Source organism: Paenibacillus sp. TAF43_2, assembly GCF_052113545.1.
Lineage (GTDB): Bacteria > Bacillota > Bacilli > Paenibacillales > Paenibacillaceae > Pristimantibacillus.
Map to the genome: position 1 here is coordinate 1 of NZ_JBFRDK010000096.1, position 24,527 is coordinate 24,527.

The following is a 24,527-nucleotide window of genomic DNA, read 5'->3' on the forward strand; positions in this document are numbered from 1 at the left end:
GCGCCCAGCAGCATGCGCTGATCCTCGGCAATGACGATTCTGATCATATTATCCCTCAATCCCCTTTTCAGCTTATCACTACATTTGTTTAATAACGTTTGGCACCTTAATAATGAGCGTCGCTCCATCATTCGAAATGATATCTAGGCTTCCGTTCACGAACTCAAGACGCTCCTTCATGCCTTGAAGACCATGGCCTCCGCAGTTTCTAGCTTCATCAGGAATTCCTACACCATTGTCCTGCACCTTCAGTGACAGCTCTGTACGCGATGATTGAATCGTTACGGTGCACGTCGTTGCTCCGCTGTGCTTGACAACATTCGTTACCGCTTCCTTCAAACACATGCTGAGAACATTTTCAGTGAGCAAATTCGCAGTACCAAGCTTCAAATCTCCCACGAGCTCGAATTCAATTTCGGCTGCCTTCAAAATCTGCTTTACCCGAAACATTTCATCCTCAATTCTCGTCCCGCGCATCTGCGTAACCATTTCCCGCACTTCTTTAAGCGCGGTTCTCGCCGTCTGGCGCACATCATTGATTTCCGCTTGGGCTTGCGCTGGGTTCTTGACCATCAGCTTGCCGGCGAGGTCACTCTTCAAACCGATTAGCGACAGCTTCTGTCCCAGCGTATCATGCAAATCACGTGCGATTCGCTGCCTCTCCTCAAGCTTTACAAGTTCCGATATCCGCTTATTCGCGTCCTCAAGCTGCCCTTCGAGCTGCCCTTGCTTGTTTTTGTTGTATGTGTTGAAGGGAAGCAGAATAACGACGATGAGACTGATGAGTATGAACGGAAACTGTGTAAAAAACAACGTGTTCTGTGTAGCAAATCCGTAATTGACCGTTACGAACGTACTGACAATATGAATCGTATACAAAGTAAAAAATCCAGCTCGATTCTGAATATGTCCGATAAAAAAAGCTAGAAATATCGAAAAATAAACGTAACTGAACAATAAAGTCATCGCAATCGATATAATAATTTGCACACTGGTCCAGAAATACACTAGCCAGCCCTTAGACACAAACGATAGCCGGTAACAAATAAAAAACAAAATAATCATGATGATACCGGATACGGCTTCATAAGGGGAAGACGAACGAAAAATAAAATAAAAAGGCAAAATACAGAAGACGACCCACACATATGGGCTTAGACCTGTGTTTTTCTGAAAAATCTGATACCACTTGTTCATGGTCGTCCATCCTTTATCCCATGCCATACGATGGTTATGATTATTTTATAATCATTTTAGCATATACAACATTTCAAGTATTTATTTTCCTTGATGCAATATGCACTAGAAGCCAGCCTGTAAGGGCGTGGCTTCTGGTGTATGTTTAAATGGAGTTATTTAAATTTCAAGCTTGCTTGTGTCGCTTTTATTTTCTCAGATGATGCTTTTGCTTTACGAAGACGATGCTTGATCCCTTTGAAGCTGACAAATTTTTTGTCTGATTCATCCCAAAGACGGAACTGAAGCGATTCTAAGCTTTCGCTGATCGTAATCGTCGTCGCTTTGTGAAGCGGCGGCGTTGCATTATGCGCTTTTTCCAAGTTATAGTTCGGAACCTTAGGGCTCAAGTGATGAACGTGGTGGAAGCCGATGTTGCCTGTAATCCATTGCAGCACTTTAGGCAGCTTGTAGTAAGAGCTTCCGTCAACGGCAGCTTTCACATAACTCCACTCATCTTCATTCTCAAAATAAGAATCCTCGAATTGATGCTGTACATAGAACAACCATATGCCGAGCAAACCAGATACAAAAAACACAGGACCTTGAACGAGCAGGAATGCTTGCCAGCCGATTGCCCAGATAAGAAGCGCGTAAGAGCCTACGATCAAAGCATTTGTCAAATAAGTGTTCATCCGTTCCTTGCGTCTAGCGCCTTTAACATTAAAGCGGTATTGAATAAGGAAAACACCGATTGGACCAAGTCCAAACATAACTAGCGGATGACGATACATACGATAGGCAAACCGGCGCATAAGCGGCGCTGCTGCGTATTCTTCTACCGTTAGAATCCACAAATCGCCAACGCCCCGTTTATCGAGGTTGCTGCTTGTTGCATGATGGATGGAATGTGAATTTTTCCACTGTCTATAAGGGACAAGCGTAATAACGCCTGTAATTGTACCTATGATATCGTTTGCTTTTTTGCTTTTGAAAAACGATCCGTGACAGCAGTCATGAAAGATGATGAAGGTACGAATGACGAAACCAGAAGTAAGCACCACCAACGGAGCAGTAAGCCAGTACGATATGGAAAGACTATAGTAAGAGGCATACCAGAGCAGAACGAGTGGCACTAAGGTGTTAATAAGCTGTCTGATACTCGACTTTAAATCCGTTTTCTCAAATGGGGCAACTTCTTTTTTCAAGTGAGCATGTTTAAGCTCTGTCATCGCATTTTCCTCCTCAATATGACGCTTGGAGAGTATCCCGGACGTCTAACGCAGTATTCTAACTTTATTGTAAAGAAAACTGTCAGGTCATTGTAGTCATAAACGTCAATACGATGGCATGACATTTGTCATATAGCCATCTGGGAAGTTGTCTTATTTATGTAAAAGAACCCATAAAACAGAAAGAAGCTACCGGGAAGAAGCATTCGCTTCTTCCAGATAGCTCTTTATTTGCTAACCCTAATTAAATTGCCCAATTTCCTTTACGGAAGATAGGGACTACCTTTCCATCCTTCGTGATGCCATCGATATCCATTTCAGCTGAGCCGATCATAAAATCATTATGCGTGATGCTGGCATTTACGCCATTCTCAGCAAGCTCTTCTGGTGACATCGACTTGCCGCCCTCGATATTGAAAGCATAACCGCTGCCGATTGCCAGGTGATTAGATGCATTCTCATCAAACAACGTATTATAGAACAAGATGTTGGACTGCGAAATCGGCGACTCATGCGGAACGAGCGCAACCTCGCCTAGGTAATGCGCGCCATCGTCAATGTCTACAAGCTTCTGCAGGATGTCTTGGCCTTCTTCAGCTTCTACCTTCACAATACGTCCGGCTTCAAACGTCAGCTTGAAACGATCGATAATGTTGCCGCCATAGCTTAGCGGCTTCGTACTGGATACATAACCGTTTGCGCCTGTTTTTAGCGGAACTGTAAACACTTCCTCGGTCGGCATATTCGCCATGAAAGGAATGTTGTTAATGTTCGTGCTGCCTGCAGCGACCCAAATATGCTTCTCCGGCAATTCAATCGTAAGATCCGTGCCAGGAGCCGTATAATGCAATTTGTGAAAACGGTTCTGATTAAGCGTCTCGCCCTTGCTGTGAAGATTCGCATTATGCTCTTCCCATGCCTTAACAGGGTTCTCAGCATGCAAACGAACCGATTCAAAAATAGCTGTCCACAGCTTTTGGACCGCTTCCTCTTCCCCTGCTTCCGGGAATACTTTCGCTGCCCATTGCTTGCTCGCTGCGGCAACTACTGTCCAGCTTACTTTATCCGATTGAATAGCTCTGCGGAACTCCTGCAAGCCTTGGCCAGAAGCTTTCTGGAAGCTGGAAATACGTCCTGAATCGATGCCTTTCAGCAAATCTGGGCTTGATGAAACGATGGAGATAAATGCTGCTCCGCGTTCCACAAACGAGTTGCGTTTTGCGGTTTCCCATTCGGGGTAACGCGCAAATACTTCGTCTGCTGCTTGCTCATATTTTAATCTGGACAATGAATCGTCAGTCCACTCCACATGGACGTTGCTCGCGCCTGCTTCATAGGCTTTGCCGGCTACAAGTCTAACGAGTGCTGCTTGATCGACAGCTCCTGTAACGAATACCTCTTGGCCCTGCTGTACGTTCACTCCAATTTTTACAATCAACTCTGCATACGTATCTAAATGATGTTCAAATCCACTCATGATCTCGTATTCTCCCTTCATTCATGCCTCTATGTACAAACATGCTGCAGCCTAAATTGTATCGAATATACAAGCCCATAGTCAAATAACATGGACCTACGAATTAGACTCTGGTCCAGAGCTGCAAATACCATAAAAGAAGAGATGAATGAACTCATCAAGAAAATCGTCTACTTGTTCGCTTTGCTGCGCCAAATCAAGGAACATGTGGGATTGCGCTTTTAGCATATTGATATAAGCGATAATGGTCGGAGTCGATACCTTCTTCGAGATCTCGCCCTTCCTTTTCCCTTCTTCTACAAATTGTACGACGAGCGGCATCCCCTTTGTTCGATAAAGCTCTTCAATATATTGATTCGTTTCGTCATCAATCAGGAACTGTGTGAAAAATTCAGGAGTAAAAGCGCGATAAGCTTCCTTGTCTACAAAAACGATATATTGAATGATCTCCTTTAAGGAGCGATCACCTTGAATGAATGTTTCAAAATCAGTAATGCTCTTATCAATAAATTGTTTGAATACCTCGCTAAGCAGTGCTTCCTTGCTGCCGAAATAATTGTAAATTGTCACTTGAGATACTTCAGCTTCCGCTGCAATGTCCGCGATTCGTATTTTTTTTGGCTCCCACGTCTTGAGCATGTCTAAAACCGTCTTCTTAATCTTCTCCTTGATTAATTCCTTCCTTCTCTCGAAACCGTTCATACTGCCTCCTGCAATCACGTCTATTTTAATTTAATGAAATTATAGCACATCTATATTTCATAACCCATTGACTTCTAATCCTAACGAAATTATCATAAATAATGAAATAAAATAATAAAATAATTTCATAATTACAAATGCGGGGTGCAGCGGTATATGTTAATCGTTGAGGGGCTGACTAAGCTTTTTCGGAATGGCCGCGGCATTACAGATGTGTCATTCACGGTAAACAAAGGTGAAGTGTTCGGTTTTTTGGGTCCTAATGGAGCAGGCAAATCGACGACTATTCGTCACATTATGGGTTTTATGAAGCCGGATCATGGACGGGTATCCATAAAGGGACTCGATACCTGGACGAAACAAGGAACGGTGCAAAAGTTTGTTGGATATTTACCAGGGGAAATTGCTTTTATCGAAGGAATGACAGGAAAAGCTTTTCTTGAATTTCTCTCCTCTATGCAGAGAGTGGACAGCTCAGCCAAACGCCGGAGCCTAATCGAACGGCTGCAATTCGACGTCAACACGCCGATTCGGAAGATGTCCAAAGGCATGAAGCAAAAAGTCGGAATTGTCGCCGCATTCATGCATGATCCCGAATTAATCATTCTCGATGAGCCTACCTCCGGCCTCGATCCTCTCATGCAGCAGACGTTTATTGAGCTTGTTCTCGAAGAGAAGGCGAAAGGAACGACTTTTCTGATGTCTTCCCATAGTTTTACCGAGATCGAGCGAACCTGCGACCGCGCCGCCATAATAAAGGACGGGAAAGTGATGACCGTCAAAAACATACATGAGCTTCAGTCCATGCAGCGCAAGCTGGTTGAGATTGTTTTTGAGCAGGCGGCAGATGCTCATCTGTTCGTGTTATCGGGCACAGTGCCTATCGAATCACACGATGGCAGACGGGTCACAGTCGCCGTGCAGGGCAATTATAACGAGCTGATTCGAGAGACGGCCAAATACCCTATTCGCAGCCTCGATATAACCGCGCAAAATCTTGAGGACGTATTCATGCACTATTATGACCGGAAGGAGCTCGTCTGATGAACGCTCCCCTATTTAAACAAATGATGAAGATCAATCTTAAAGGTATAAGCAACTATGCCTTCGGCTCGGCTTTCTACATTTTGCTCATGTTCTGGCTGTATCCCGGCATCGCGCAAAACACAGGAGCACTTAACGAGCTTATGTCGGCTCTGCCCGAAGGGCTTATGAATGCTTTCGGCGTCCAAGCCGGCTTCGGCAGCATGGAGGCCTTCATCTCGGGAGAGTATTACGGACTCATTTTGCCTCTTCTGCTTTCTATATTCAGCATCATGCTGTCGACGGGCCTAATGGCAAGGCTGGTGGATCAAGGCTCCATGGCTTATCTGCTGTCTACTCCGACGTCAAGGCAGCGTGTCGCCGCAACGCAAGCGAGCGTGCTTATCGCTGGACTGCTGCTGATTATGATCGTTACGACAGCTGCAGGTTTTATTGGCTATGCCTTGTTTATCGGTGATCGATACGAATTTGACGGTTCCCGCTTCATTTTATTGAATGTGATTGCATGGATGCTATTTTTTGCAGTAGGCGGAATTTCCTTCTTCGTCTCTGCTTTCTCCAGCGATGAAAAGAAAGCACTAGGCATTTCAGGGATCATTACATTCGGCATGTTCGGACTCGATATGCTCGGCAAAATAAGCGCGAATATAGACTGGTTAAAGTATTTCTCCCTCTTCTCATTATATAGGCCAAGCGAAATCGCAAGCGGCAGCAGCGACCCGGTACTCGCTTTGGTCATACTCTTCTTGATCGGTCTTGCTGGCTTTATGGCGGGCATCCGCACTTTCAGCAAACGAGACCTGCCGTTGTAATGCCTTGTTTAGTATCGTGACACACACAAAAAAGAGGAAACCCATCGTCTGGCTTCCTCTTTTTTTACAATTCGATATATAAACGGTTGATAGCCATTGCCTCAGCCGTCACTTTTTGCCGCAGCTCTGCAGGCTCAACCGCTTCTATTCGTGAACCATAACTTAAAATAATTTCGCACGCCGATTCCAAGCCTTGAAATTCAACGCGCGCCGATGACCAACTCGTTTTCAGTGAAGGACTGCATTCTACGATTTTCACATATCGTTCTTTGGATAGCCGAGAGAGCACTGCATCATGAAAGGTAATAACAGCTGGATATTGCGGCAGCCTCTGCTTAAATTCACCCATGGACTGTTCCCAGTACTGAGCCAGATCAAAGTCTGCTGGGCGTGCGAACCGCTCCTCCAGCATTTGGGCATCCAATAATCTTGATATTCGGTAGGTCCGTTTCTCCCCGTTCACCTCGCCAATTAAATACCAAACGTTTCGCTTAGCAACAAGCCCAAGCGGAGAGACGATTCGTTCGGCGATCCCATCCTCTCGATGATAGCGAATCTGCAATAATCGTTCTTCCCAAACGGCTTCCTGCACAATCGACAAGAATGGCATTAACTCTTCCATCTGATGCCAGCCCGCTCCATCAATATGAATCTTTTGCTTCATAAGAGCCGCCCCTTTGCTCACTTCAGCAGGAGAGGCAGCCAGTATTTTWTGAACGGCCGCTTCATAGTGACTCGCAATTCCTAGATCGCTCAGTAAAGAAGATGGACTGCCAACGATAACAGACACTAATTCATCCGCATGCATACCTGTTAGATTGGTTCGATACCCCTCGGATAAAACCCATCCTCCGTGCACTCCCCTCTCCGCATAAACCGGAATGCCCGCTTCACTAAGCGACTCCATATCACGAATGATGGTACGCTCGGATACCTCCAGCTTTTCCGCAAGTTCTTTTGACGTCAATTTCCCGCTGTTTTGCATCAATAATAGGATAGCAATCAACCGTCCCGCTCTCATATGCTAGGCCTCCTGTGCCGTTCTCATTCGTTTTTTTCATTGTAGCATGAATATATGACAGTAGTTGTCGTATATCGTTTGCTAAACTGACAAAGAGTAAAAAATAGAAATCGGAATGGAGAGATACAATGAAACCATTAGAGGGAAAAATCGCAGTCGTTGCTGGAGCTACACGGGGAGCTGGACGCGGTATTGCAGTAAGTCTTGGAGAAGCAGGAGCCACCGTTTACTGCACAGGAAGAAGCATTCGCGGCCAAGCCTCCGATTTGAACAGAGCGGAAACGATTGAAGAAACAGCCGAATTGGTCACTGCACGAGGAGGCGTGGGCATCCCGGTTAGAGTTGACCATACAGTAGAAGCGGACGTTCAGGCTTTATTTGAGCAAATCAACAAGGAGCAAAATGGACAACTGGATGTGCTGGTCAATAATATTTGGGGAGGAGAAAAATTAACGGAATGGGGAAAGCCGTTTTGGGAGCATTCGTTAAGCAAGGGCCTGTTAATGCAAGAGCGTGCCGTAAAAGCTCATCTCATTACGAGTCATTATGGGGCTCCGTTGATGGTGAAACGGAGAAAGGGACTAATTATTGAAGTAACGGACGGAATCGATTACCGTTATCGCGGAAGCTTGTTTTATAGCTTGGCCAAAATTTCGCCTATTCATCTTGCCGCAGCAATGGCAGCTGACCTTAAGCCCCATGATGTAACGGCTGTTGCTGTAACTCCCGGCTTCCTTCGCTCTGAGGAAATGCTGGAGCATTTTGAAGTAACGGAAGAAACGTGGCTTGATGCTGTGCATGGCGGCAAGCCAGATGCCGAGCATTTCAGCCAATCGGAAACGCCATTTTTTGTCGGACGCGGAATCGCAGCTCTTGCAGCAAGCAGCGATTTGCTTGAAAGATCCGGACAAGTATTCCCGAGCTGGCAGCTGTCTGATGAGTTCGGCATAACCGACGTCGATGGCAGACAGCCGCACTGGGGAAATTATGCGAAGCAGCATGGTTTCTTGTAATGTCTTCTTTACCCGTTTACAACTTCTCCGCCGTTAATATGCAGCATTTGGCCTGACATATAACTGGAATCATCACAAGCTAGGTAGACGTAGGCAGCTGCTAACTCATGCGGCTGTCCTGGCCGTTTCATCGGTGTATCTGAGCCAAAAGTAGCTACGGACTGCTCATCGAATGTCGCTGGAATAAGCGGCGTCCAGATCGGTCCGGGAGCTACACCGTTAACGCGAATGCCTTGCTCAGCCAAATTCACTGACAATGCGCGCGTAAAGGACACGATTGCTCCTTTTGTAGCGGAGTAATCAATTAACGTCGGATTTCCTTTGTATGCCGTTATAGATGCTGTATTGATGATGGAGCTGGATGCCTTCAAGTGAGGCAAAGCGACGATCGTCAAATAGAACATGCTGAACACATTCGTTCGGAACGTAGCCACCAGCTGATCCGATGTAATATCCTCAAGCTTCTGCTGCACATGCTGCTCTGCCGCGTTATTCACCAAAACATCCAGCTTGCCGTACTCCTTAATCGTCTGCTCGATGACACTTTTGCAAAACTCCTCTTCGCCGACGTCGCCAGCTATAAGCAAGCATTTCACGCCAGCTTTCTCTACAACTTCCTTCGTCTTCTCTGCATCGCCATGCTCATTCAAATATACGATCGCTAAATCCGCGCCCTCTTTGGCAAAAGCAACAGCTACCGCGCGGCCAATGCCGCTATCTCCGCCCGTAATAATAGCTGTCTTCCCTTTCAGCTTGCCTGCTGCTTTATATGAATCCGATTCAAAAATAGGCAGCGGCTTCATCTCGGATTCAATGCCCGGTTGACGGTTTTGGTGCTGCGGCGGGTTAATATTTTTTTGTGTTGGTGAATTAGACATGAGAAAATCAGCTCCTTATATTTTTTCCATAAAAGATTTCATCCATCTCGGTCTTTAATCTTCTCGTAATTTCCTCTTGCTCTATGGTTGACAACGAATCCTTCGTATAGCCGAACAAATAGTTGTTCAAATCAAATTGCTTCAGCTTGCATTTGGTATGAAACACATTTTCTTGATAAATATTAACGTCGATCATGTCATACAAAAGAGATTCCTTCTTCGGTATGTAGTTCTGAATCGAGTTAATATCATGATCAATAAAAAGCTTATAACCATTAATGTCGCGAGTGAAACCTCTCACACGGTAATCCAGCGTCATAATATCGGTATCAAATGAATGGATCAGATAGTTCAGCGCTTTTAGCGGTGAAATCTCGCCGCAGGTCGATACATCAATGTCTGCGCGGAACGTACTTATCCCTTCGTTCGGATGATACTCCGGATATGTATGAACCGTTATATGGCTTTTATCCAAATGCATCACTACGGAATCAGGCAAGGGACCCGGCGATTCTTCAAACGACTCATTGGGTCCGCCAATTACCGGCCCTTCCGATACGAGCAAAGTAACGCTGGCGCCCTGCGGTTCATAATCCTGCTTTGCAATATTAAGCACATGCGCTCCAATAATATCCGATACCGTTTCCAAAATATTCGTCAGCCTATCCGAATTATATTGTTCGTCTATATAGGCGATATATGCTTTACGCTCTTCTTTCGTTCTCGTATAACACACATCATACATATTGAAGCTGAGTGACTTCGTTAAATTATTAAAGCCATGCAGCTGAATTCTTTGTTCCGGTGTAAGTTTCAAGCGCGCATCCTCCTTTTCAATAACTACTATTTCCTTTTACCCAAAGACCAATGCGGCAAAACTTTTATGCTGCACAAAAAAAACATTTCACGCCTCGGTTTTACCGAATGTAAAATGCTTTTTCATCTCATTATTTAATTATGTTTTTTCAATTCCTTAATTCGGAGTATCGGATCTCCAACATACACCTGTGTTTGAGGAAGCATGCCATCACGCTGCTTAATGGCTAGGAAATTAAGCGTATTGACGAGCTCATCCTGCTGCTTTTCTTTTAATTGAAATTGCACACCATATTCATAAATGTCTTTGCCCAGTTCATTGTACCAGACGATAAATCCGAATAGCACATACATTTGATTAAGAATTTTCGTCTTGAACATCAAGAGAATATCGCTGTTAACGGGCAGCTTCACACCGACTATAAACCGGAGCCCGCCTGGTCCGATGTTACGAACAAACACCTCTGTACTCCCAAGCTTCACACTGCTTCCTTTAAACATCGTAATGGTCATCTCTGCCAATAGACAATACTTCAAATCTATTCGAAAGCTTTTTCTCCGATTAACGAGCACCTCTTTACTAGGCATAAATAAAGCAGGCTCTTTACAAGATCTTCGGCTCAAAAGCTGCACGATGCTGTCCGGCTCTACAGGACGGCTGAAATAATAGCCTTGGATTTCATCGCATCGCTGCTCGCGTAAATAGTTGTATTGCTCCTTCGTTTCAACGCCTTCAGCCACCACCTGCATGCCAAGTTCGCCAGCCAATTGAATAATGCATTCAATAATGCTCTTATTTCTACGATCCGTCATCAACTCCTCGATAAATGACCGATCAATTTTGATCGTATCGAGTGCCAATCGCTTCAATAAATAAAGAGAGGAATAGCCGGTTCCAAAATCATCAAGCGATACTTTGATTTTTCTTTTCTTCAGCTCCAGCAGCAATTCCGTCACCGCATTCTCATTGCTAATAAAGGAGCTTTCCGTTATTTCAATTTCCAATCGATCTTGGGAAATTCCTGTCTCCTCGATAATCTGATCGATTCTATGCAATATATTTTGCTGAAGAAGCTGCTGCACCGAAAAGTTAACCGACAGCGTGACCGAAGGCAGTCCTAAGCTCTGCCACCGTTTATGCTGCAAACAGGCTTCGCGAAGCACCCATTCTCCTATCGATACAATAAGCCCCGTTTCCTCTGCGATCGGTATGAATTCAGACGGAGCAACCAATCCCCAATCTGGATGATTCCAGCGCAGCAGCGCCTCGACGCCAACAATTTCCATCGTTTGCGAATGTACTCGAGGCATATAATGAAGGAACAGCTCTCCTCTTTCCTGCGCTTTACGCAAATCATTGCTGAGTGAAAACAATTTGAATGATTGCACATTTAAAGAAGAGGAATAGCACTGTGATTGGTTGCTGCCTCTGGACTTCGCATGATAAAGAGCCGCATTCGCATTTTTCATCAACTGCTCCACCGAGCTCCCATCGCCAGGCGATTGACTGATTCCAATACTTGCGGTTACATTCAGCTCATATCCTTCTATCAAAAATTGCTCATTGATAAGCTTAATAATAGTAGCTGCCATATCCTTGATTTCGTTTTGCTGCTTTACATCAGCTATAATAATTGCAAATTCGTCTCCGCCAAGTCGGAATACGGTTTGGCCATCACGTAAATTGCTCATCAATCGAAAGGCGATTTGTTTCAGCAGCTCATCCCCAATCGGATGCCCAAGCGTATCATTTACATATTTGAAACGATCCACGTCAATCAGCATGATCGCCAGCCTCTGCTTAAAATACTCGCTTACCCTTAGCTGCTTATCTAGCTGGTCTTCAAACATTCTGCGATTTGGCATCTCCGTTAAATAATCGTGGTAAGCCAAATATTGATTTAATTCCTCAGCCTTGCTCCGATCCGTAACATCAAGGACTACGCCAACGATCGCCTGCTCACCCATATTTGACACTTGATTATAGTGCACTTCGCAATGAATAATCGTCCCATCTTGCTTAATGGCTCTGTGGCAGAAATTAGATAAAGACTGCCCCTCCTGTAACTTCGTTAGCTGATTAACGACGGCTTCACGGTCTAAAGGATGGATCGTCTGTATAATATCCATACCGATCAAGGAGTCATAACCAAACATTTTATTGAGCTGGTCGTTTGAATAAACGAAGTTGTTTTTTTGCGCGACAAAAATACCGACAATGGATTGCTCAACAATACTGCGGTATTTTAATTCGGTCTCAGTCAATGATTGCTCAATCATTTTTTGCTGCGTAATATCCTTGGCAATGCCGTAGACGCCGATAAGCTTTTTATTAATAATGATTGGAATATTGGTCACATTAAATTCGACCGTTTGCCCTGTTCTCGTAATGCCTGTCGTATCATAGTTTTGAGGATTCAGCGTCTTGACCGTTTGCTCAAAATATTGAATCGTTTTATCCAGTGCTGCGTCATCTACAAATTTATGAAAACTATCATTTATAATTTCCTCTTTCGTATATCCAAAAACTTGCTCAAGCACAGAATTGCATGACAAAAAACGCCCTTGTGCGTCTAAAGAAAAGACCGCGTCAGGGTTGTTTTCAAATATCGATTTATAAAGCTGCTCTTCTAGTGTGAGGCGATGCTGTATTTTTTTATTTTCCGTTACATCCTGAATCATGCCTATCGTCAACAATATCTCGTTTTCGGCATTCCGTATGAACGTAATGTTTTCCACCACATATCTAACTTCACCGCCTTGACGAACGATTCTGTACTCGGAAACGCTTTCCTTTTTTGATTCAATTGCAAGGTGGAACTGCTCATTAACGCGCTCACGATCTTCGGGATGTACAAACTCAAAAAATTGTTCAATCGTCATCGAGAAATCAGATTTCATACCATATATTTCGAACATTTGATTCGACCAGGATGCTTCTCTGCGAATATGGTCAAACTCCCAGTAGCCTAAATTCGCTAACTTTTGAACAATATTAAAACTACCAACATTAACATTTCCATTAAAACGTTTAATCATTTGTTTCATTGCTAAATATCCCCTCTTATTCATAACGTAGGCGGTAACCTGAAGTTTTTAAGGAGAGGATATAGGTATGTTATCACTCATCCTTTTGGCAACCCAGCCACCTTTGGAAATTTCCTTTAGGCCTGTTGGCTTTGCGTCATTGTCTTTCGACAACTTTGCTTTTTACTAGGACTTTTTACATATACCAGTATTCCATATTATTCCGATATATACCATAACCAATTTCATAATAGGTCGAATGATGTAGAAAAACCTCCCATTTTGGGAGGTTTGGTATATTGATGTTTTACAATCTAGGATCGATTTCCTTCTCTTTGGCAACCTCAAACAAAAGATTCGCAACAGCCGCTTGATATCCATCGTTTTCTGGGGCAATTTCAGCAAAAGGAATCGCCAGCATATGCTGTCCTAGCCGGTACTCGTTAAATGATGTACGAAGCTTTTGCGTAATATTTTTTTGCTTGATGAGCTTATTGTACTTGTGCGGAAATCTATAATCATAACCGTAAATAATAGACATGTATTCCTTATTGCGCACTTTCATATAGGGAACCGTGTACGGCTGAGGCAGCTCGGGCTTAATCACGACACCTTCCATATGATTGTCTACCGTAAGCGTGTAGAAATATTTTTCTGCAAGCTCATAGCTCTCCGCATCAGACAGCACAAGCGTGATGAATGGATCGTCAGATAGGAATCGATACATCTCAGAGGTTTTCCACCCTGGCAGCTGCTCGCTTCCGTCTACGTATGCGATTTTGAGCAGCGAAAATGGCTTGTATTCAAGTTCCCCTGCCTCGGCATACAGCTCCAGCTGCCTCTTATACGTTTCATATGCTTTGACATGCTCGTCAATTGGCTTGTTTTTCTCAAGAATAGAATGAACATGCTTAAAATTTTGATAGACGGCTAGGCCATACTTCTCATTAATAGCCCCTTTGCTAAGGTGAAACTGATCCTTTTCAAAACCGCTTTCCTTGAAATCATGCGCAAGCTTTCCGAACGCTTCCTCGAATCCATTCGCCTTCAGAAAAGCRAGCTCTGTCTCAAGCCCCTTCTCAATTGGCTTAAACTGCTTTTCGATGAGACCTTCCCCCAGCGCCTCCCATGGCAAAAGCTCGCCATCGAGCAGGAGCATCGATATATCGTTTTCCTTCATGTAGCTTCCGAATCTTTGCAGAAGTCGCTCATAAACAGCGGTTAGGTCAACCTTATTTATTTTGTACCCATTGCGGCTCACTGCAAAAGATTGCTCGATATCTGCATGCAGATAAACATTGCAGCGTGATCCCATGTATTTGGGCTGCAGCACGACCTCTTTAACACCGCGCTCCACAAAATAGTTCAGCCCTTTCCTCAGCGATTCCAGCTCACCCGCCGCTTCATCCTTATCTGCAGGAGACATGGTTCCTGAGATAAAGTTAATTTTATTGCGCGAACAATACTGCAATCTGCGGGCTTCATCGTCATCCAGCTCTTGCAGCGATACTTTGCGTTCCTCTTTGAAGAGTGCAGGAAGCTCCCCTTCCATGCCGGCTATTGACGATTTCTGTGATTTGAAAGTCGGCTTCACCGACAGAGAAACCGAGGTTAGCAGATTGCCGTGAACTGCGCCTGAATCCAAATGGATTTTATTTCTGATCCGAAATGCTTGTTTAGCAGCCACATGCCCAAAAACGTGATACGGCTGGTTTCCTGCTGCATCCCGCTTCAGAAACGCAAGCTGTGCTTCAATCGGCGCCGATCGGTCAAGCCTGAAATTGCGCTGATGACGGATCGAATTCACATCCAGCTTGCCAATATATTTGTTCTCGCATGGCGCGTGAGTTACATAATAGGATGGTCCTGCTTTTCCTACCATTCTGTAGTGAGGCTTCGACAGCGATACGAGATGATTAAACTTCTGGAGCAGCTCAGCATCGCCTCTCAGCACCTCAGTGGAATCGAAGTAGGCATGCAGCAGCTCCTCTTCCACACCTTTGATTTCACCACGCATATATTTATGGACGAAGTTTTCATGATTGCCAAGCACAAACAAAAACTTATCCTGATTCGTATATAGGAAATCAATGATTTCCTTTGTGCGGCTTCCCTTATCGATCCAATCTCCAACGAGCAATACTTTTGTACCGCTGACCTTCCCAGTCTCAACCAGTACATTGCCCTCTAGTTGAAACCCATGGCTAACGAGCAAAGCCTTCAGCTCATCCACACATTCGTGAACGTCACCGACGATAATCGTCTTCTGGTCCAGCGGTAAAAAAACGTCCAAATACTCAGCAGCATCCTCGATTATAATCTTATAATCCGGATTCGCAACCTTATCCATAGGGGAATAAAAATCTTTAGCCCGCACCTTGTGAACTTTGCTGTATTTCTCCCTCGAGAGCGAACCAAGCACATCCTTGCGCAAACGATTAATGTGGCTCGTTATCAGCTTCTTCGAACGCTCCGATGAATAATAATCATCCCGCTTCTTGTAATCAAACAGCACGACTTCAAGGTTGTAGTTGTTTTCCTTTGCAACCTCCCTCACTCTCGCCCGGAAATCCTCCGACAACCCTGTTGTATCCACGACAACAAATTCCGCATTAATGGGGAAAGTAGTGACCAGCCGCAGCTTCTCGAACAAAAGGCGGAAAGCCTGATCGCTCGCTTCAAGCATGATTTGATCATATTTATCATAATCAGAGCCTAGAAGCTCTTGTCTAATGCTATCGGATGAAATATATTGCACGTTCGCATTCATGCCCTTGCTGTCATCCCTAAATCGCAGCTGCGGCATCAGCACTTCGTTTGCAAAGGTTGTTTTCCCGCATTCCGTCGTGCCAATCAACATAAAAATCGTATGGACTCTCGTTCTCATTTCCATTGACGCTACTCTCTCCTCTTCCGCAAAATCGCACCCTGCGTCGTTTGTATACCGTTCACTCCGTCGCCGATTGCGACAAATTGGCTTTCCACGGATTGATCTTTAATCGTTTCGAGCAGCCACTCTTGAAATTCCGCTCGCCCAAGCTCCCATTTATGGTCATCATGCCGGAAGTCTTCCAGCTCATAATAAGCATTAAACTCTGCATTAGGTGTTGTCAGCACAAAATAATCAAAATCAACATGTTCGCATATTTGCTGTATTAGAACAGCTGCCTCATTTAGACTCATATGCTCAATAACCTCGGTCAAAATGACATCCACCTGCTCGCCGTTATAAGCCTCTAGAAAGTGTTCAATGGAAGGAAAGGTAGCGATGTTGTCCAGTTCCTTTGCTTTCGCCTTCCGCTCTACCACCTCTAGCAGCGGCTCATGGATATCAACCGCGTAGTAGCTGTCTTCAATTTTGGACGCAAATGGAATCGCATAGAAACCTTCTCCACAGCCAACGTCGAGAATGGCCTTATTGAACGGAAGCACGCTTCCGATATAGCTTCTCCGCTGCTGAGCCGTCCCGCCGAAGGAGAGTTGAACCGCATAACGATCTGTTTTCTCCAGCTCTTCTTTATATTTCTTGAACCGGTCTCTTGAAGCTAGAAAATTGCGGGCAAACAAGCTTCGTATATAAAAGGGTGCGTCGATAATTTGGATACTCTTCACATATTTAATCAACACATCATCAGAAATATCGATGTATTCGTCGCTGAACATCGAGAGGAAGAGACAAAGCACACTAACGACATGCATAAGCTCATATAACGATTTATGCGTCTTAATGGTAAGCGAATAGCTCTTATGCGCCAGGTGTACAGCTTCAAATGTATAATCGGTAAGATGCTTCTCAAAAAAATGAATATAACGCAAAAGCTCAATATGTATCATATTGATATGGAAGGTATGCTCGTATTGCTCCGTGTCACTCGAATGCTGCGCTTTGAGCGGCGCTGCAAAAAATTCATTGATCGCTCCCAGTACAAAGAGCGGCGTATTATATCGCGATACATTGAGGTACTCAAATTGATCCTGCCTATGCTGCTTGTATGAAACCTCATTGTCAGCATCCTTAAAATAAACGTTGAAGGTTGCTTCATCGGTATACCAGCCGTAGGCCATTCCTTTGCGAACAGCGCGCAGCAGCATGCCTGACCCCGGATTTTTTCTGATGACGAACGAAAAGCTTGGGTTCGTCGATTTCACTTGCACAATAGCCATCCTTAACTTCCCCTTACCTGTCAATTAAAAGCAACACTAGTTAATCCCAAACCTCTTGTAATGCTCTGCGGAACAAGTCATCAAGCTGATTGTCCTGCGCAGTTCCCCCTTGCCCCATTGCGAATGCGATTTGTTCAAAATGAACCATTCGCTCCTCCAAATAGGTATTAATAACTTGCAGCCTAGGCTCATAATCGAGCTCGTCGCCCGCTTTTTTCCGTCGCAGCAATTGTTCAACCGTAGCTCTCAGCTCGCTCTGCTCAGGAATAAGCGCCTCTACTAAACGATCAAATTCGATTGGAGGCATCGAGTTGTACTTCGCAATCCAGCCGCAAGCGAGAATCGGCCTTAACACATAAAAATACTTTTTTATTTTCACTTGCTCGCCTTGCAGATACTCTCGGTAGTTCCCTTTTGCCATATGGAGATAATGGTACATGCATGACTTCGGCGAGAAAGATAACGGAGAGGCGCTGCGGATTTGTTTGGCTACTGAGTATTTCGTAAAGTATGGAATCGGTGATTGCAGCCATTCGAGCAGCGGCGGATTCGACTTGCGAAACAGATTAAGCGCTTTGCGCAAATCCCAGCCGTTTATATCGAGCAGATCGCTAATAGGGCGTTCGATTACATCTCTTTTGTCAAAAATCGATAAATACCATTCTACCGGCCTGACATAAATAAATCGAACGTCGTAATCGCTGTCCTTAGAAGGGAAACCCCACGCCCTGCTTCCCGATTCGCACGCATAAACGATGCGAACCTGTTCCTCCCGTTCGATTTTACCCAGCTCCAGCAAAATATTTTCATGTATGTTGGTCATTCTAGACACTCCTTTACTCAGCTTCTTCTTGAAAAAAAAAGACCATGGACAATCGTCCATAGTCTAGGAAAAAGAATAGTCAGCAATGCAGCTAACACAAGGTCAGTACACGCTTCCCTTCAAATACCAAACAACGGGTCCGAGGAGTGGAGCTATTCTCTTTGCTTCGATTAAAAGAATTGTGCCGTTCATCATTTACGTTAAATAACTGTACTTCTAGATATTGGTTAAACATTCTCCTCGTCCCCCTTCTTTTCCTTTATTTACGTTCCTTTGACGGCAGCTAACGGTTTGCATTTTGCTACGACCTGTGCAAGCCCGGCTCCGACTACACTCTCAATGATTTGATCTACATCCTTGTATGCCTGCGGTGATTCATCGACCAGAGACTCCATAGATCGCTGGTTTACGACGATTTCATCATCCGTACCTACACGCATTGCAATAGCAACCTCTTCTACCGATACAAGCTGCTTCGTTGCGTTCCGTGACCTGATTCGTCCTGCGCCATGACAGATGGAATAATGATTCGCTTTCCCTTCAGCGCTTCCGACCATAATATACGAGGCAGTGCCCATCGATCCTGGTATAAGCGCCGGATGCCCCGTGCAAAGGTACGGCTCAGGGTTATCTGGATGTCCTGCCGGCAGCGCTCTTGTTGCACCCTTGCGATGAACGAAATAGGACTGCTCATCTTGATCTTCCTCCCATGCGTAGTTATGCATGAGATCATACAATGTGCGCAGCTCGAATTTGGAGCCGAACACATCCTTGCCCGCCTCCAAGGCAGCGTATGCAATCAGGTGGCGATTCACGACCGCATAATTCAAGGCCGAGTACATGAGGTTGACATACGTTTGGCCGAGCGGATGGGATAACGGCGCATATAGCAGCTTAGGATCAGCGGTGCCTATGCCTTCCTGACGCATCATTTTGGCAATGTCCGTGCTGCAATATTGACTGACCGCACCGCCCCAAGCCCGCGAGCCGGAATGAATCATAATGACCACTTGGCCGTCGAACAGCCCCCAGCCTTCGGCAATTTCTCTGTTTTCCTCGGCAATTTCAATCGCTTGAATTTCTACAAAATGATTGCCGCCGCCAAGTGTGCCGAGCTGGCGATGCGCGCGATGCCAGACAGCTTCCGGAAACTTCTCCAGCACCTCTTCGTCAAAATCAAAGCGGCTGCTCTCCACATGGGTTAAGGAGGTAGCTTTGCGCGGCGTGTAGGCATCTGGAATATATTTTTTCGGCAAGCCGTGCAAGCCCTTCTTCACGATATTCTCAAGTCTAATATCTGAGAAGTAACCTCTTGCATGCTCCTCGACTGGCATATATTTCTCAATAGCCTTAACCAGCTTGCGCCGAAGCTTTACTTCCTTTAAATCATCCTTATGCAGATTTGTAAGCTGTACGCGCATCCCGCATCCGATATCGCTGCCTACGATGGAAGGAGATACGTAGCCATCACTCGCATTCCATACCGCTGTTGTACCGATACAGGTTCCCACGCCAACATGCACATCAGGCGTATAGCTCATATATACTTGATTCGGTATTTGTAAGTTGTTGTTCGCCATTTCAAACACTTTATAATCCAAGGACGCGAATAGCTCTGGTCCTGCATAAACATGCACCTGCCCCGAAGGCAGCTTTACTTGCTGATAATACGTTTCTTTCATATCCGATAATCTCCTCAAAATTCAAATGAACACAAAAAAGCCATGGACCCCAAAAAGTCCATGGCTTAATCTTGCGCCTTTATTTCCCAATCGTTGCAGCCTGCAGCATACAAGATTTTAGAAAATAGTCACAGGCCCCGAAGAGGCCGATGAAATGGACTTGCTATATTTAGTTGCATGATTACGTTCTAAATTTAGTCCGAACATTGTCATCGACCTCCTTTCATTTGATTTACATCATAATAATCTGATCACCCAACTTCTGTCAACACATTTATAATAAACCAAAAATAAGATGCTCGAGGGAGCATCTTATTTTCACGGATAAAAACTTATAAATGAGCCAATAAGTTCGCGCGTACCTCAGCCAGCGTCAAATCGCGAACTAGCTTCCCATCCTCAAACACTACTTCGAGCTGATCCTCAGCTTTACGAGCTTCATACTCCGCTGCGCTAAGATTGTYAGTATAAGCAAGTTTCCCGTCCTGCTCCGTAACGAGGACAAGACCTGTCTGCGACTTCTTCACGCCATTATCTGTTTTGGGGTCCTTATAAATTTTGCGCTCCTCGCCATTCACAATCGTAAACGTCGACTTTAATGCGAATCCGAACGTATCCCGCGTATTGTACTGGTAAGTGAACGATCCGATCCCATACACCATATTCGTCGATGCAAAACCTTTCGCTGCCAGCTTCTCGCAAATTTCCTTGCAGCGCGAAATCGTAATCGCATCCCCATAGATTGCCCCGATGTGGCTATCTAGCTGCTTATACCCCTTCTTCGTAACCGTGCCGCCAAAAATATCCCAGAGTATTTCAATAACGCCTTTGCGCTCGAATTCACTCTCTCCATCCGGGTCGCCGCAAATGATTTTGACCGGATCTCCGCTGTCGGGACGAATGACCACCTTGCCGTCCCTGCTCATAATATCATCCTTCAAGCCGCGAATGACCACGTCCAGCACACTCCATAAATCCCAAGTATCCGATACGATCGAGACAAAGCCATTTGGGTATACCTCTTTGATCAAATAGCGGTACGATGCCATCTCGTCACGTCCGTGCGCGCACATAACGCTGTGCTCGGTTGCCGGAATCGACGTACCTACCAATTCTTTTTCTATATTCGCATTATAATAGTTTTCCAAATACAATATCGCTGGTATCGTATCTGTTCCCGTGAACGATAGGAGATGGCCTGCGCTGCTGCCGAGCGCCGATTCAAGCGCACCCATGCCGCGCATCGAGAAGTCGTGGCCTTGGAACGGTACGCCTGCTGTATCGCCGTTTGTCTGCAGAGCATAGGCTTCTAAAATTTTGCGATATTCAAAAGCTAGCGTAGCGCTCGTAGCCGGCATCCACAGCTGGCACGACATCAACGTCTCCAAATAGTTCGTCAGCCAGAAAAATTCAGGCTTCGTGTTCTCAATAGTCAGCATTGGTACTCTTATCGGTACTAATGCACCTTCTTTAATCGCCTTAATCTTGATCGGCAAATATCCAAGATCGTGCAGCTCCTCAATATGCGATGCATCGGGATTCGCTTCTCCAAGCGCATATTGAATGAGCCTCTTGTACTCATGCGCTACCTCTGCCTTTGTTCTTGCAAAGAAGTGCTCATTAAAATAATCGATGAGATATTGTTTGATAAACGATTGGAAGCCAAAAGCGACAACCTCGTTAATATCATCTAGTCGGCTTGTGCGAGCGGTCCACGTCGAGTAAACGAGCTCCGTTCCTTTTGGATACTGATTTTTATGGCTCACCTTGTAAAAGTCACATAGCAGCGTAGCTGGATAAACGAATGTTTGCGTCATCTTATAGGCCTCCCATTGCGAATACGTGAATTTTGTCATGCTCTGCTTGATGAAGTATGGTATCGGTCGTATACACCTTATCAATAAGATCAGTTTCTAATATTTTCCCTTTATAGATCGAATGCTCGCAGTGTCCTACCAGCAAATAAATATGCGTGGCTCCAAGTGCCGTCAGCTTCTCTGCGCTAAGCATAAACGTACCGCCATACGAACAAAGATCATCAACAATGATGGCCTTAAAGCCCTCACGCGGAATATGTCCTACGACATCCAGACTCTTGATTTGGCCGGTCTGAAAATCTCTCGCTTTGTAGCCTACCAGCTGCTGGTAGCCTTGAACCTTGCTGTACCGTTTCTGCGCCCCTGCATCCGGGAAAAAAAGATAGTCCTTCTCCGAATCAAAACCTACTTCGTTCGCGACCTGCTCAAGCAGCTGAATCGTTGGATATTTGCCGATACTTCGATCGATCAGCGCAAGCGATACATCGGAATGCGGCTCGATAATCGTAACCGATTCAAAGTTCATGTTATTGATAAAGGCAGCTGTATATTTTAACGTAAAGGCAGAAGCACCTTCGACTCGATCCATTCGGCTGTACGGCAAATAATAAATGGTCAACGTACATTTAACGCGCCGATCATCGAGATAGCTCTTGATGAACATCAGCTTAACCAGATCGCCATCATTCTCATATTTCCATACGATCGTATTGAATTCCGCCATATGCGTAAGGATTTCATCGCCATTTATGAGCGTCTCCCCATTCGGAAACTGTTTTAACCCAAGCTCTACTCCATTAAACTTCAGCATGACATCACTCTCCTCGTAAGCGTTCAGCTATAAATAGACAATCTTGGCTCTTCCTTTGTAAAAAGGTACAATTGCGCTGCTCGCTGCGAATATTGATTGGATTGCTTCGGATTTCCATTCGTATCCGTCGCCTCCTCAATAATCGTGCTGCGGCTTTTCGTTGACGTCAATTTGCGAATAAAATTTTTCTCCTCAAAGTCAGGAACAACCGTTTTTATTACCTGATACAGCTCACTAAGCGTAAACTCCTCTGGCAGAAACTCCTTCGCTATCTTCGTAGTCAGCATTTTCTTGCGAATCTCTTGCAGCGCGTCGGTCAAGATTTGCTTATGGTCAAACGCCAAATCCATTTGAAGCGCTTCTTCGACTGTAAACAATTGCACATCCGATGCATCTACAGCCGCAGCCCTTTGTTCAAGTGTACATTCGTTAACGAGCGCTAGAAAAGCATGCGAGATAATCCAGCCCCTTGGATCACGGCCAGGCGTGCTATACACGTTAAAATATTCGATATGCACGTCCTCAACCGCTGTCTCTTCTTGCAGCTCGCGTATAGCACAGTCATATACCGTCTCATTTTCCATCGTAAAGCCGCCTGGCAGCGCCCATTGCCCTTCGAAGGGCCATATGTTCCGCTTGATCAGCAGCACCTGCAGCTCCCTCGTAGGCAGCGCCTTCTTAGGCGTTTGCCTTTCTGTCGTTACGATCGTAAAGATGACGATATCTGCTGGTGCGCCATCAGGTGATCGGTAATGATCTGCTGCGTAATTGGATTCATTTTCGACCATTGCTGCTGCACTCCGATCCATGTCATTTATTCAATTTGATATTATCATAATGACATTATTAAATCCCTTTGTCAACGGCTGCTGAGAAAAATAGGCAATTAGTCACGAATAAGGATATAAAAAAAGAAGCGGCTGCACGCCGCTCCTGTTATATTATTTCGTTTCTATAGCATCGGCAGGGTAGACGAGTCCAATCTGCTTTCTTGCCTCATCCATAATCTCCAGCGTCACGAGTGAATTTGCAAACGTGTTAATGGATGACTCCGTACGTCCAGCTCTAATCAGCTCGATAAATTCCTTCGCTTCATAGTACATCGACTTGCTATTTGAAGGTAGCGAAATATCTTCGCTTGTTCCGTTGCGGTATTGGATTTCAACCTTCCCTATTTCACTAATCTTGTCGATTACGATACTGCCGTTCTCCCCTTGAATCYCCGATGGCAGCGATGAATGTGTAATTTTGGAATACATGATGACCGCATCCATGCTCTCATACTGAAGAACGATGCTTCCCTCCCCATCCACGCCAGAATCCAGCATGACACCAGTCGCTTTAATCACATCCGGCTTGCCAAATAAGGCTACAAGCGGGTAGACGCAATAAATGCCAAGATCCATAAGCGCCCCGTTTGAGAATACAGGATTAAAAGCGTTAAGCACCGTACCCGCCTTATAGGCATCGTACCTAGACGAATACTGGCAATAGCTCGCAAAATAACGCCGTATCGTTCCAAGCTTGTCGATGTTGTCTTGTACAGCCTTAAACCCTGGCAGCATCGTCGACTTTAACGCCTCCATGAGCAGCACGCCGTTTTCCTTCGCAGCCGCAATCATCTGGCGCAGCTCATGCGCATTTGAAGCGATCGGCTTCTCGCAGAGCACATGAATGCCATGCTTCATGCAAGCAATCGCATGAGCGGCATGAAATGAGTTTGGACTAGCAATGTATACCGCATCAATTTGTCCACTTGCCGCCATCTCTTCGATATCCGTAAATATAGCAGCAATACTATGTTTCTCCGCAAATGTACTCGCTGTTTCTATCGAACGCGAATAGACAGCAGCTAGTTTGAAATCTTCAACCTCGCTCGCCGCAGAAATAAATGACTCCGTAATCCAGTTTGTACCGATAACGCCGAATCTGATCATAATCGTCTCTCCTTGAAAAATAGATTTATTGGCTAATCGCTTATTATATTTTTATGAAATGAGGATAGTCTTCTTCTGTTTATTATAGCCATGCC

The 24,527-nt window shown here is 45.0% G+C and carries 19 protein-coding genes and 1 riboswitch; of the genes, 3 read left to right on the plus strand and 16 right to left on the minus strand.

Features of this window, described 5'->3' with window-relative positions:
* Window positions 1-78 precede the first annotated feature (78 nt).
* The 4 genes from AB4Z17_RS19845 to AB4Z17_RS19860 all read right to left on the minus strand — a co-directional run bounded on the left by AB4Z17_RS19845 (window position 79) and on the right by AB4Z17_RS19860 (window position 4,587).
* Window positions 79-1,197, minus strand: a complete 1,119-nt coding sequence (locus AB4Z17_RS19845) for a sensor histidine kinase (RefSeq protein ID WP_441961574.1) — start codon at window positions 1,195-1,197, stop codon at window positions 79-81.
* Between the two features lie 155 nt (window positions 1,198-1,352).
* On the minus strand, window positions 1,353-2,408 hold the full coding sequence (locus tag AB4Z17_RS19850) for a fatty acid desaturase (protein WP_441877510.1): 1,056 nt from the start codon (window positions 2,406-2,408) through the stop codon (window positions 1,353-1,355).
* Window positions 2,409-2,652: 244 nt separating this feature from the next.
* Entirely contained in the window at window positions 2,653-3,885 is a 1,233-nt protein-coding gene (locus AB4Z17_RS19855; protein WP_441911740.1) for an aminopeptidase, read from the minus strand.
* A 96-nt stretch (window positions 3,886-3,981) separates the two neighbouring features.
* Entirely contained in the window at window positions 3,982-4,587 is a 606-nt protein-coding gene (locus AB4Z17_RS19860; protein ID WP_441911741.1) for a TetR/AcrR family transcriptional regulator, read from the minus strand.
* A 156-nt stretch (window positions 4,588-4,743) separates the two neighbouring features.
* Between AB4Z17_RS19860 and AB4Z17_RS19865 the strand changes: the two genes are divergently transcribed.
* Complete coding sequence (locus tag AB4Z17_RS19865) at window positions 4,744-5,631, plus strand: ABC transporter ATP-binding protein (protein WP_441911742.1); 888 nt, start codon at window positions 4,744-4,746, stop codon at window positions 5,629-5,631.
* A 23-nt stretch (window positions 5,632-5,654) separates the two neighbouring features.
* On the plus strand, window positions 5,655-6,443 hold the full coding sequence (locus tag AB4Z17_RS19870; protein ID WP_441961576.1) for an ABC transporter permease subunit: 789 nt from the start codon (window positions 5,655-5,657) through the stop codon (window positions 6,441-6,443).
* A gap of 64 nt (window positions 6,444-6,507) precedes the next feature.
* On the opposite strand, the gene AB4Z17_RS19875 is transcribed toward AB4Z17_RS19870, so the two are convergent.
* The gene (locus AB4Z17_RS19875) at window positions 6,508-7,464 is read right to left on the minus strand and encodes a helix-turn-helix transcriptional regulator (protein WP_441961578.1); all 957 of its coding nucleotides are present in this window, start codon (window positions 7,462-7,464) and stop codon (window positions 6,508-6,510) included.
* A 128-nt stretch (window positions 7,465-7,592) separates the two neighbouring features.
* On the opposite strand from AB4Z17_RS19875, the gene AB4Z17_RS19880 reads away from it, so the two are divergent.
* Window positions 7,593-8,477: an SDR family oxidoreductase gene (locus AB4Z17_RS19880; RefSeq protein ID WP_441961580.1), complete on the plus strand. Its 885-nt coding sequence runs from the start codon at window positions 7,593-7,595 to the stop codon at window positions 8,475-8,477.
* Between the two features lie 8 nt (window positions 8,478-8,485).
* Here AB4Z17_RS19880 and AB4Z17_RS19885 read toward each other — a convergent pair whose 3' ends face one another.
* The 11 genes from AB4Z17_RS19885 to AB4Z17_RS19935 form a co-directional block, all read right to left on the minus strand.
* Complete coding sequence (locus AB4Z17_RS19885; RefSeq protein ID WP_441961581.1) at window positions 8,486-9,355, minus strand: SDR family oxidoreductase; 870 nt, start codon at window positions 9,353-9,355, stop codon at window positions 8,486-8,488.
* A 7-nt stretch (window positions 9,356-9,362) separates the two neighbouring features.
* Entirely contained in the window at window positions 9,363-10,172 is an 810-nt protein-coding gene (gene speD / locus AB4Z17_RS19890) for an adenosylmethionine decarboxylase (RefSeq protein WP_441961582.1), read from the minus strand.
* Window positions 10,173-10,306: 134 nt separating this feature from the next.
* Window positions 10,307-13,219, minus strand: coding sequence for an EAL domain-containing protein (locus AB4Z17_RS19895; protein ID WP_441961584.1), 2,913 nt, complete (start codon window positions 13,217-13,219; stop codon window positions 10,307-10,309).
* Window positions 13,220-13,303: 84 nt separating this feature from the next.
* Window positions 13,304-13,389: riboswitch (cyclic di-GMP riboswitch) on the minus strand.
* Between the two features lie 116 nt (window positions 13,390-13,505).
* Window positions 13,506-16,091 carry a metallophosphoesterase gene (locus AB4Z17_RS19900; RefSeq protein WP_441961586.1) on the minus strand — a complete coding sequence of 862 codons (2,586 nt, stop codon included), beginning with the start codon at window positions 16,089-16,091 and terminating at the stop codon, window positions 13,506-13,508.
* 5 nt (window positions 16,092-16,096) lie between these two features.
* Window positions 16,097-17,362 (minus strand): methyltransferase domain-containing protein, encoded by a 1,266-nt coding sequence (locus AB4Z17_RS19905; protein WP_441961588.1) that lies wholly within the window; start codon window positions 17,360-17,362, stop codon window positions 16,097-16,099.
* 40 nt (window positions 17,363-17,402) lie between these two features.
* Complete coding sequence (locus AB4Z17_RS19910) at window positions 17,403-18,185, minus strand: nucleotidyltransferase domain-containing protein (protein ID WP_441961590.1); 783 nt, start codon at window positions 18,183-18,185, stop codon at window positions 17,403-17,405.
* A gap of 263 nt (window positions 18,186-18,448) precedes the next feature.
* Complete coding sequence (locus AB4Z17_RS19915; protein ID WP_441961592.1) at window positions 18,449-19,867, minus strand: RtcB family protein; 1,419 nt, start codon at window positions 19,865-19,867, stop codon at window positions 18,449-18,451.
* 332 nt (window positions 19,868-20,199) lie between these two features.
* On the minus strand, window positions 20,200-21,684 hold the full coding sequence (locus AB4Z17_RS19920) for a nicotinate phosphoribosyltransferase (RefSeq protein ID WP_441961593.1): 1,485 nt from the start codon (window positions 21,682-21,684) through the stop codon (window positions 20,200-20,202).
* A 1-nt stretch (window position 21,685) separates the two neighbouring features.
* Window positions 21,686-22,495 (minus strand): ribose-phosphate pyrophosphokinase, encoded by an 810-nt coding sequence (locus tag AB4Z17_RS19925; RefSeq protein WP_441961594.1) that lies wholly within the window; start codon window positions 22,493-22,495, stop codon window positions 21,686-21,688.
* 23 nt (window positions 22,496-22,518) lie between these two features.
* Window positions 22,519-23,283, minus strand: coding sequence for an NUDIX domain-containing protein (locus AB4Z17_RS19930; RefSeq protein WP_339207124.1), 765 nt, complete (start codon window positions 23,281-23,283; stop codon window positions 22,519-22,521).
* A 153-nt stretch (window positions 23,284-23,436) separates the two neighbouring features.
* Window positions 23,437-24,432, minus strand: coding sequence for a Gfo/Idh/MocA family protein (locus AB4Z17_RS19935; protein WP_441961595.1), 996 nt, complete (start codon window positions 24,430-24,432; stop codon window positions 23,437-23,439).
* Window positions 24,433-24,527 lie beyond the last annotated feature (95 nt).

What these genes read in the sequence shown, in the direction of transcription:
- AB4Z17_RS19860 (WP_441911741.1), bottom strand. Translation starts at nt 4,587, where the DNA reads ATGAACGGTTTCGAGAGAAGGAAGGAATTAATCAAGGAGAAGATTAAG.
- AB4Z17_RS19895 (WP_441961584.1), bottom strand. Translation starts at nt 13,219, where the DNA reads ATGAAACAAATGATTAAACGTTTTAATGGAAATGTTAATGTTGGTAGT.
- AB4Z17_RS19885 (WP_441961581.1), bottom strand. Translation starts at nt 9,355, where the DNA reads ATGTCTAATTCACCAACACAAAAAAATATTAACCCGCCGCAGCACCAA.
- AB4Z17_RS19855 (WP_441911740.1), bottom strand. Translation starts at nt 3,885, where the DNA reads ATGAGTGGATTTGAACATCATTTAGATACGTATGCAGAGTTGATTGTA.
- AB4Z17_RS19930 (WP_339207124.1), bottom strand. Translation starts at nt 23,283, where the DNA reads ATGGTCGAAAATGAATCCAATTACGCAGCAGATCATTACCGATCACCT.
- AB4Z17_RS19910 (WP_441961590.1), bottom strand. Translation starts at nt 18,185, where the DNA reads ATGACCAACATACATGAAAATATTTTGCTGGAGCTGGGTAAAATCGAA.
- AB4Z17_RS19865 (WP_441911742.1), top strand. Translation starts at nt 4,744, where the DNA reads ATGTTAATCGTTGAGGGGCTGACTAAGCTTTTTCGGAATGGCCGCGGC.
- AB4Z17_RS19850 (WP_441877510.1), bottom strand. Translation starts at nt 2,408, where the DNA reads ATGACAGAGCTTAAACATGCTCACTTGAAAAAAGAAGTTGCCCCATTT.
- AB4Z17_RS19870 (WP_441961576.1), top strand. Translation starts at nt 5,655, where the DNA reads ATGATGAAGATCAATCTTAAAGGTATAAGCAACTATGCCTTCGGCTCG.
- AB4Z17_RS19915 (WP_441961592.1), bottom strand. Translation starts at nt 19,867, where the DNA reads ATGAAAGAAACGTATTATCAGCAAGTAAAGCTGCCTTCGGGGCAGGTG.
- AB4Z17_RS19905 (WP_441961588.1), bottom strand. Translation starts at nt 17,362, where the DNA reads ATGGCTATTGTGCAAGTGAAATCGACGAACCCAAGCTTTTCGTTCGTC.
- AB4Z17_RS19845 (WP_441961574.1), bottom strand. Translation starts at nt 1,197, where the DNA reads ATGAACAAGTGGTATCAGATTTTTCAGAAAAACACAGGTCTAAGCCCA.
- AB4Z17_RS19880 (WP_441961580.1), top strand. Translation starts at nt 7,593, where the DNA reads ATGAAACCATTAGAGGGAAAAATCGCAGTCGTTGCTGGAGCTACACGG.
- AB4Z17_RS19925 (WP_441961594.1), bottom strand. Translation starts at nt 22,495, where the DNA reads ATGCTGAAGTTTAATGGAGTAGAGCTTGGGTTAAAACAGTTTCCGAAT.